We start from the raw sequence: 9,094 nt of genomic DNA on the forward strand, positions 1-9,094 counted from the left end.
GAGTTCTCAAAGAACAACCACACACCATCCGGAAACCCCCACCAGGAGGACCCCCGTCCGGGGCATCTCGTTCACCGCACCCGCCGCTCTCGCGCCGGGCACTTTTACTACGTTACCCGGTGGTTTCTGCGGTGTCAAACCGCTGTTTCGCGGTTTGTCGTGCTTCCACCCCTTTTCCGGGCACCCCGATTCGACCGACTCCCGTCGGGCATTCCGAGGATTTCAGCAGGACGGCCGCTGCGGTTTCCCGCTCGCTCGTCCGTTTCCCTGCCGGCCGTAAACCTTACCCGGTCGGTTCCGCCTCGCCAAATCCGCCTCCCGGCAGATCCGGGGCACCACCCGGTTTCCAGGTCCTGCGCTCCGGCCTCCCAGGTCTTTCGCCTGTTTCGTCCGTTCCGCGCTGGCAGAGAAAAAGTTACGCGCCCAGCGGTTTGATCGTCAAATCCGCTGGGCGCGTCCCGCGTCACATCGTCGAGGTACGGCTATTTGCGCAGCTCAACACCGGCGAACGAGCGCTTGCCGCGGCGCAGCACCAGGTACCGGCCGTGCAGCAGGTCCGCCGGGGACACCGTCGCGTCCACCTCGGCGATGCGGGTGTTGTTGACGTACGCCCCACCCTCGGCGATCACCCGCCGAGCCTCCTTCAGGCTCGGCACCAGGCCCGACTCCTTGAGCAGGCCGGCGACGTCCGGCAGCTCGTCGAGGTGGACCAGTCCGGCCTCGGTCAACGCCGCCCGCAGCGTCTCCGGGGAGAGCTCGTCGAGCGCGCCCCGGCCGAAGAGGGCCTGGCTGGCCGCGACCGCCTGGGCCATCTCCCGCTCGCCGTGCACCAGCGTGGTCAGCTCCTCGGCGAGGGCCCGCTGGGCGAGCCGCGCCTGCGGGCGTTCCGCCGTGGCCTTCTCCAACTCGTCCAGTTCCTCGCGGGAACGGAAGCTGAAGTACCGCAGGTAGCGGGTGACATCCCGGTCGTCGGCGTTGAGCCAGAACTGGTAGAACGCGTACGGGCTGGTCATCTCCGGATCGAGCCAGACCGCGCCGGTCTCGCTCTTGCCGAACTTGGTGCCGTCGGACTTGGTCACCAGCGGGGTGGTGAACGCCTCCACCGGGCCGGCGCCGCGCCGGCGGATGTAGTCCACCCCGGCGGTGATGTTGCCCCACTGGTCTGAGCCGCCGTACTGGAGCTGGCAGCCGAACCGGCGGTGCAACTCGAAGAAGTCGTTGGCCTGGAGCAGCTGGTAGCTGAACTCGGTGTAGCTGATGCCGGTCTCCAGCCGGGCCTTGACCACCTCGCGGGCCAGCATCTTGTTCACCGGGAAGTGCTTGCCGACGTCCCGGAGGAACTCCACCACCGACATCTCGCCGGTCCAGTCCAGGTTGTTGACCATCTGGGCGGCGTTCTCCCCCTCGTACGAGACGAAGGGGGCGAGCTGGTCGCGGATCCGCCGGACCCAGCCGGAGATGACCTCGGGCGGGTTCAACGTGCGCTCGGCGCTCTCCTTCGGATCGCCGATCTGGCCGGTCGCCCCGCCGACCAGCAGCAGCGGCCGGTGCCCCGCGAGCTGGAGCCGACGCGCCATCACGACCTGCATCAGGTTGCCGACGTGCAGGCTGGGGGCGGTCGGGTCGAAGCCCACATAGAAGGTGGCGCTCCCGCCGTCGAGCAGTGCGCGCAGCTCGTCGAGGCCGGTCGAGTCCTGGATCAGGCCCCGCCACAGCAGATCTTCGGTCAGGGAGTCCCGCCCCTGCGGGAGGTTGCTGTCGGTCACGGTCACCGATTCTCCCCCATCCCGGGCCCCGACCCGTACCGGGTTTGCCGACGGCGGTGGCGGCTAGGCTGGCGGCGCCGTCGAACGCGAGGAGGTACCGCCGTGGAGATGCCGGACCTGACCGGGGGCTTCGTGGCCCTGCTCGGGCTGAAGTTCGACGAGGTCAGCGGCGACCGGGTGGTGATCCGCTGGCAGGTCCGCCCGGAGCTGCACCAGCCGTACGGGATCCAGCACGGCGGGGTCTACTGCGCGGTGGTGGAGACGGCGGCCAGCATCGGCGGTGCGCTCTGGCTCGGCGACAAGGGCAAGGTGGTCGGAGTGTCGAACCAGACCGACTTCCTGCGCGCGGTCCGGGACGGCGAGCTGACCGCGGTGGGCACCCCGATCCACCGGGGGCGCAGCCAGCAGCTCTGGCTGGTGGAGATCACCGACGAGGGCGGCCGGCTGGTGTCGCGCGGCCAGGTGCGGCTGCAGAATCTCACCGGCGGCTGATCCGGACCGGGAGCGGCAGCCTGGTCGATTCGCCCGAAAAAAGGCGTCCCGCGCGGATATCGTCGCGTCGATGAGACCACCCGCCCCCGATCCGACGTGAGGAAGCTGCTCGCCGTCACCCTGGGCGTCCTCTCCGCCATCGGCGGCTTCGTCGACATCGGCGACCTGGTGGCGGCGAGCCAGGCCGGCGCCCGCTTCGGCATGGCCCACGCCTGGGTGCTGCTGATCGGCGTGGTGGGCATCTGCGCGTACGCGGAGATGGCCGGACGGATCGCGGCGGTGAGCGGCCGGGCGGTGTTCGACCTGGTCCGGGAGCGGCTCGGGCCGCGGGTGGCGCTGCTCAACCTGGTGGCGTCCTGGCTGGTCACGGTGATCACCCTCGCCGCCGAACTGGGCGGGGTGGCCCTGGCGCTGCAGCTGGCCACCAGGCTGAGCTATCTGATCTGGGTGCCGGTGGCCGCGGCGGCGGTCTGGCTGGTGCTGTGGCGGCTGCGCTTCGAGCTGATGGAACGGATCTTCGGGCTGGCCGGGCTGGCGTTGCTGGTCTTCGCCGTCGCGCTGTTCGCGCTGCCGACCGACTGGGGGCGGCTCGCGCACGGCGCGCTGCACGTCAGCTCCGCCGGGCAGGGCTGGTCGGTGTACTGGTTCGTGGCGGTGGCGCTCTTCGCCTCCACGGTCAGCCCGTACGAGGTGTTCTTCTTCTCCTCCGGCGGGGTGGAGGAGAACTGGAGCACGCGGGACCTGGCGCACGCCCGCTCGAACGTGCTGATCGGCTTCCCGGTGGGCGGGTTCCTGGCGCTGTCGCTGATCGCCGTGGCGGCGGTTGCGTACCACCCGTCGGGGACCTCGCTGACCACCCTCGACCAGGTGGCCGGGCCGGTGACGACCGCGCTCGGCGGGGCCGGGCTGGCGGCCGCGGTGCTGGCTTTCTTCGCGGTGACCTTCGGCGCCGCGCTGGAGACCGGGCTCTCCGCGGCGTACGCGGCGGCACAGTACTTCGGCTGGCAGTGGGGCAAGCGGGTCAGCCCCCGGGAGGCGGCCCGGTTCCACAGCGTGCTGCTGGTCAGCGTGCTGCTCGGGGTGCTGATGCTGATGACGACCGTGGACCCGGTGCAGCTCACCGAGTACATGCTGGTGCTCAGCGCGGTGGTGCTGCCGCTGACCTACCTGCCGATCCTGGTGGTGGCGAACGACCGCAACTACCTGGGCGACCGGGTCAACGGGCGGTGGACCAACCTCCTCGGCGCGCTGTTCCTGCTGCTCATCGTCGTCGCGTCGGTGGCGGCGATCCCGTTGGCGATCATCACGAGGATGGGACAGTGAGGATCCAGCTCGCCAAACAACTGCTCGACCGGCAGATCGTGGATGTGGACGGCCGGCTGGTCGGCCGGGTCGACGACATCGCGTTCGCCGTCGACGCGGAGGGCTTCCCGTACGTGGACTGCCTGCTGACCGGGCAGGGGGCGCTCGGGCAACGGGTCGGCGGCCGGATCGGGCGGCTGCTGGTGGCGGTGGCCGACCTCTTCACCGACGACCCGCCGGTGCCGCCACTGCGCGTCCCGCTCGCCCAGGTCGCCCGGCTGGACAGCGCGGTCCGGCTGCGCTGCCGCTCCGCCGACCTGCCGCCGTCACCGGTGGAGTCCTGGCTGCGCCGGCACCTCGTCGACCGGATCCCGGGGTCGCACCGTGCGAGCGGGTGAGCTGCTCGGCCGGACCGCGTACGACCTGCACGGGCGGCGGCTGGGGCGGGTCGTCGACGTGGTGGTGCGGGGCGGCTGGCCGCCGGACCGGCTGCGGATCACCGACGTGATCGTGGTCGGTCACTGGTGGACCCGGGTGACCAGCCGGCTGATCGGGCCCGAGCTGCACCCGTCGGGGCCGTGGCTGCTCCGCGCGGCCGCCCGGCTGCTGGGCCGCAGCACCTACCAGTACCCCGCCGACGCGGTGCTGCTGCTGCCGCCGGTGTCCGGCTTCCCGTTCGGCCCGTCGAGCGAGGCGGGGTGAACGCCCCGGATCAGCTCCGGGCCTGGTCGAGGGCCGGGGCGTCGTCCTCGGCGTCGGCCACGTCCTCGGTGCCGTCGTCGCCGTCGTGCCGGTGCCGGCGGGTCCGGCGGCGGACCCGCACCTCGGTGATGGCGTGGTGGTCGACCCCGCCGACCGCGAGGTCCCAGCCGTCCACCCGGACGCTCTCCCCGGCCACGGTGGGGATGTGCCCGAGGCAGATCAGCACCAGCCCGGCGATCGTGGTGTAGTCGCCGGCCGGCCGGTTGGGCAGCTCGATGCCGAGGTCGGTGAGGTCGTGCACGGGGAAGGTGCCGGGCAGGACCAGGGTGCCGTCCTCCTCGGTGCGGACCGAGCTGAGGTCCCGGTCGGTCTCGTCGTAGATCTCGCCGACGATCTCCTCGAGGATGTCCTCCAGGGTGACGATGCCGTCCACCGCGCCGCGCTCGTCCACCACCAGGGCGATGTGCTGGCGTTCCGCCTTGAACTGGCGCAGCGCGTCGACCACCGGCAGCGAGTCGGGCAGCAGCATCGGCGGGCGGGCGATCTCGTCGACCGGCCGGTCGGCGGAGACGCCGACCAGATCGCGCAGGTGGATCACGCCGACCGCGTCGTCCAGCCCGCCGTGCCCGACGACGGGCGCCCGGGAGTGGCCGGTCGCGGCGAGGACCAGCCGGGCGGCCTCCGCGGTCGTGCCGCTGTCCAGGGTGAAGACCTGCAACCGGGGTACGAGCACCGCGCGCAGCTGCCGGTCGGCGATCTCCACCGCGCCGGCGATGATGGTCCGCTGCTCCTTGGTGAAGCCGTGGTTGCCGGCCACGATGTCGCGCAGTTCGTCCGGGCCGATCTCGTCCGGCTGGTGCTTCGGGTTCAGCCCGAAGAGGCGTACCACCAGGTCGCTGGTGGCGCCCAGCGCCCAGACGGCCGGCCGGGTGAGGGCGGCCAGCAGGTCGAGCGGGCGGGCCACGATGAGGGCCCAGCGCTCGGCGGACTGCATGGCGATGCGCTTCGGCGCCAGCTCCCCGAAGACCAGGGTGACGAAGGTCAGCGCCAGGGTGACCGCGACGATGGCGACTGTCTCGGCCGCGTCGCCGAACACCCCGAGCAGCGGGACGAGCGGCTTGGCCAGGGAGACCGCCGCCGCGGCGGAGGCCAGGAAGCCGGCCAGCGTGATGCCGATCTGGATGGTGGCCAGGAAGCGGTTCGGGTCCTTGGCCAGCCGGGCCAGGGTCCGGCCGGCGCGACCACCCCGTTCCAGGCGCTGGAGCTGGCTGTCGCGCAGCGAGACGAGGGCCATCTCGCTGCCGGCGAAAGCCGCGTTGACGATCACCAGAACTCCGACCAGGGCCAGTTGGCTCCAGTAGCTCTGCACGCCCGGTTCTCTCCCTCGACCCGACCCGGCCGGCCGGCGTGGCCGACCGGTCGCCGTCCGGGTGCCCGGCCGGCTTAGGGCCCCTCTGTGCCCCGCCGGCCGGCGGCTGAATCCTCCGACGCGCCCGGAGGCGGTTGTTAAGAAGGGGCCCCTGCTATGCACGAGGCGTTAAGAAGGGGCCCTTCCTTGCAGCCCGGTCAGCTGGGCGGCGCGGGCAGGTCGAGGACGTAGGCGTCGCCCTCGGGGCGGAAGCCGAGCCGGTGGTAGTACGGGGCGACCATGCCGGGCGGGGTGACCACCCGGCGGAAGCCCCGGTCGGTGAAGAGCCGGCTGCGCCGGTAGACGAACTCGCCCGGGGTGAAGTCGCGGAACGGCGGGGTGACGTAGTCCAGGTCGATCTGGGCGACGCCGCCGGCCTCGGCGTGCGACACCACCACGCCGACCACCTCGTCGGCGCGGACCACCAGGAAGGCCGAGCGGTCCCCGGCCGGATCCCAACGGAAGTCCGGGTTGAACCGGGCGATGTCGGCGGCGTGCACCCGCATCGTGTGGGCCAGGAAGGCGTCGCCGGTGCCCACCTCGACCACCTGGTAGGTCTGCTCGTCGTGCCGGGTGCCCAGCAGCTTCCGCAGGTACCAGACGTTGATCACCGCGAGCACCACGTTGAGCCCGACCATGGGCCAGACGTGCACGGCGGCGTTGTAGCCGATCAGGATCAGGCAGCCGACCAGGTTGAGGGCGCGCAGCCGCAGGATGCGCGTCTGCAGCAGGGACCAGACCAGCAGCGCGGAGCCGGCCCAGCCGACGAGTTCCAGCCAGTTCACCCGGGGGAGACTAGTGGTCGGACCCCTCGGGCGCCCCGGCGGGCAGCTCGAGCACGTACTCCTCGACCTCCTTGCCGCGGCCGTTGGCGTACCCGGAGTCCTCGCCGATCACGACGAAGCCGCACTTGCCGAGCACGGCGAGGGACGCGGCGTTGTCCTTGGCGGCGCGGGCGTGCACCGGCCGCTGCGGCAGCTCGCGCAGGAGCGCGGCGAGGGCGGCGGTGGCGTGCCCCCGGCCCCACCGGGCCGAGTCGATCCAGTAGCTGACCTCGGTGCGCTCGCCCACCGGGAAGGCGGCCACGTGCCCGACCACCGCGCCGTCCACCGTCACCGTGCGGTTGACGATGCGCTCGTCGGCGCGGATCCGGGCCCAGTGCGCGTCGAAGGCGGCCCGGTCGGCAGGGTCCTTCGGGCCGAACGCGGCCATCCAGTTGGCCTGGGGGTCCTGCTCGAAGGCGAAGAACAGGGGCAGGTCGTCGTCGCGTACCGGGCGGAGCCGCACTTCACTGGTCACGGCCGGAGGATACGCGGAGGCACCGACACACTCGGGACCTCCGGCCCGGTACGGGTCCCGTCCGGCCCTGCCCGGCCCACCGGCCGCCCCGCTACGAAGAAGGGGGAACGACGCAGCCGAGGAGGCCGGACCATGTCGAAGTACGTCTACGACTTCAGCGAGGGTGACCGGAGCCGGGCCGACCTGCTCGGCGGCAAGGGCGCCAATCTGGCCGAGATGACCCGGCTCGGGCTGCCCGTCCCACCCGGGTTCACCGTCAGCACCGACGCCTGCCGGGTGTTCCTGGCCACCGGGTCGCCGCCGGCCGGGCTGTTCGAGGAGGTCAACGGGCACCTGCGGGAGATCGAGTCCCGGCTGGACCGGCGGCTCGGCGACCCCCGCGACCCGCTGCTGCTGGCGGTCCGCTCGGGCGGCCGCTACTCGATGCCGGGGATGATGGAGACGATCCTGGACATCGGGCTCAACGACGCCACGGTGGGCGGCCTGGCCGCCCGCAGCGGCGACGAGCGGTTCGCCTGGGACTCGTACCGGCGGTTGATCCAGATGTTCGGCCGCACCGTGCACGGCGTGCCGGGCGAGGAGTTCGAGCACGAGCTGGCGGCGGTACGGGCCACCGCCGGGCCGGGCGGGCCGAGCGCCGGGCAGCTGCGCGACCTGGTCGAGACGTACAAGAAGATCTTCGCCCGGCACGTCGGGCACGATTTCCCGCAGGCCCCGCACGAGCAGCTCTTCCTGGCCATCCGCGCGGTGTTCGAGTCGTGGCACGCCGAGCGCGCCCGGATCTACCGGCGGCAGGAACGCATCCCGGACGACCTGGGCACCGCGGTCAACGTGATGGCGATGGTCTTCGGCAACCTCGGGCCGGACTCCGGCACCGGGGTGGCCTTTACCCGCGACCCGGCCACCGGCGCACCCGGCGTGTACGGCGACTACCTGGCCGACGCGCAGGGCGAGGACGTGGTGGCCGGCATCCGCAACACCACTCCCCTGCCCGAGCTGGAACGGATCGACCCGGTCAGCTTCCGCCGGCTGCGGGAGATCATGGCGGCCCTGGAACGGCACTACCGGGACCTGTGCGACATCGAGTTCACCATCGAGCGCGGCCGGCTGTGGATGTTGCAGACCCGGGTCGGCAAGCGGACCGCGGCGGCCGCGTTCGTGATCGCCGCGCAGCTGGTCGAGGAGGGGCTGATCAGCGCGGACGAGGCGCTCACCCGGGTCACCGGGGCGCAGCTGGCCCAGTTGATGTTCCCGGCGTTCGACCTCGCCGGTGCGCCCGAGCCGCTGACCGTCGGCGTCGGGGCCTCTCCGGGCGCCGCTGTCGGGCGGGTGGTGTTCGACTCGGCCGCCGCCGCGGCCGCCGGCGACCCGGTGATCCTGGTCCGCCGGGAGACCACCCCGGACGACCTGCCCGGCATGATCGCCGCGGCCGGGGTGCTCACCTCGCGCGGCGGGAAGACCTCGCACGCCGCGGTGGTCGCCCGGGGCATGGGACGGACCTGCGTGTGCGGGGCGGAGTCGCTCGACATCGAGCCCGAGCGCGGCGAGTTCGCCGTGGGCGACCGGGTGGTCCGGGCCGGGGACCTGATCTCCATCGACGGCACCACCGGCCGGGTCTGGCTCGGTGCGGTGCCGGTGCAGCCCTCGCCGGTGGCCCGCTACCTCGCCGGCGAGCTCAGCCCGGAGGCGGACCCGCTGGTCGCCGCCGTGCACCGGCTGCTCGGCCACGCCGACGCGGTCCGGCAGCTGGGCGTCTGGGCCAACGCGGACACCCCGGAGGACGCCCGGCGGGCGCGGCGCCTCGGCGCGGGCGGGGTCGGGCTGTGCCGTACCGAGCACATGTTCCTCGGCGAGCGCCGGGAACTGGTGGAGCGGTTGATCCTGGCCGACGAGCCGGGCGAGCGGGAGGCCGCCCTGGCCGCGCTGCTGCCGCTGCAGCGGGCCGACTTCGTCGGCATCCTCGCCGCCATGGACGGGCTGCCGGTGACCATCCGGCTGCTCGACCCGCCGCTGCACGAGTTCCTGCCCCCGCTGGCCGAGCTGACCGCCCGGGTGGCCGGCGCCGAGGCGCGCGGCGAGGATCCCGGCCGGGACGCGACGCTGCTGGCCGCGGTGCGGCGGATGC

9 protein-coding genes are annotated in these 9,094 nt (G+C 72.6%); 5 read left to right on the forward strand and 4 right to left on the reverse strand.

Annotation, left to right across the window (positions count from 1 at the left end; translation table 11 throughout):
- Positions 1 to 482: 482 nt before the first annotated feature.
- Entirely contained in the window at positions 483 to 1,766 is a 1,284-nt protein-coding gene (gene tyrS, locus ACWEVO_RS20605) for a tyrosine--tRNA ligase (RefSeq protein ID WP_452309153.1), read from the reverse strand.
- A 108-nt stretch (positions 1,767 to 1,874) separates the two neighbouring features.
- On the opposite strand from tyrS, the gene ACWEVO_RS20610 reads away from it, so the two are divergent.
- The 4 genes from ACWEVO_RS20610 to ACWEVO_RS20625 all read left to right on the forward strand — a co-directional run bounded on the left by ACWEVO_RS20610 (position 1,875) and on the right by ACWEVO_RS20625 (position 4,262).
- Entirely contained in the window at positions 1,875 to 2,258 is a 384-nt protein-coding gene (locus ACWEVO_RS20610; RefSeq protein WP_452309154.1) for a PaaI family thioesterase, read from the forward strand.
- Between the two features lie 96 nt (positions 2,259 to 2,354).
- Complete coding sequence (locus ACWEVO_RS20615; protein ID WP_452309146.1) at positions 2,355 to 3,581, forward strand: NRAMP family divalent metal transporter; 1,227 nt, start codon at positions 2,355 to 2,357, stop codon at positions 3,579 to 3,581.
- Positions 3,578 to 3,958, forward strand: coding sequence for a hypothetical protein (locus tag ACWEVO_RS20620; RefSeq protein ID WP_452309147.1), 381 nt, complete (start codon positions 3,578 to 3,580; stop codon positions 3,956 to 3,958). Before ACWEVO_RS20615 ends, ACWEVO_RS20620 begins: the two co-directional genes overlap by 4 nt.
- Positions 3,945 to 4,262, forward strand: coding sequence for a PRC-barrel domain containing protein (locus ACWEVO_RS20625; RefSeq protein ID WP_452309148.1), 318 nt, complete (start codon positions 3,945 to 3,947; stop codon positions 4,260 to 4,262). The genes ACWEVO_RS20620 and ACWEVO_RS20625 overlap by 14 nt, the downstream gene beginning before the upstream one ends.
- Before the next feature lie 10 nt (positions 4,263 to 4,272).
- Here the strand turns inward: ACWEVO_RS20625 and ACWEVO_RS20630 are convergent, their stop codons facing one another.
- The 3 genes from ACWEVO_RS20630 to ACWEVO_RS20640 all read right to left on the reverse strand — a co-directional run bounded on the left by ACWEVO_RS20630 (position 4,273) and on the right by ACWEVO_RS20640 (position 6,969).
- Positions 4,273 to 5,631 (reverse strand): hemolysin family protein, encoded by a 1,359-nt coding sequence (locus tag ACWEVO_RS20630; protein ID WP_452309149.1) that lies wholly within the window; start codon positions 5,629 to 5,631, stop codon positions 4,273 to 4,275.
- Between the two features lie 197 nt (positions 5,632 to 5,828).
- On the reverse strand, positions 5,829 to 6,455 hold the full coding sequence (locus ACWEVO_RS20635) for a hypothetical protein (protein WP_452309150.1): 627 nt from the start codon (positions 6,453 to 6,455) through the stop codon (positions 5,829 to 5,831).
- 10 nt (positions 6,456 to 6,465) lie between these two features.
- Entirely contained in the window at positions 6,466 to 6,969 is a 504-nt protein-coding gene (locus tag ACWEVO_RS20640; protein WP_452309151.1) for a GNAT family N-acetyltransferase, read from the reverse strand.
- Positions 6,970 to 7,101: 132 nt separating this feature from the next.
- On the opposite strand from ACWEVO_RS20640, the gene ppdK reads away from it, so the two are divergent.
- A partial coding sequence (gene ppdK, locus ACWEVO_RS20645; protein ID WP_452309152.1) for a pyruvate, phosphate dikinase occupies positions 7,102 to 9,094 on the forward strand: 1,993 nt, incomplete at its 3' end.

The organism is Micromonospora sp. NPDC003776 (assembly GCF_053605645.1).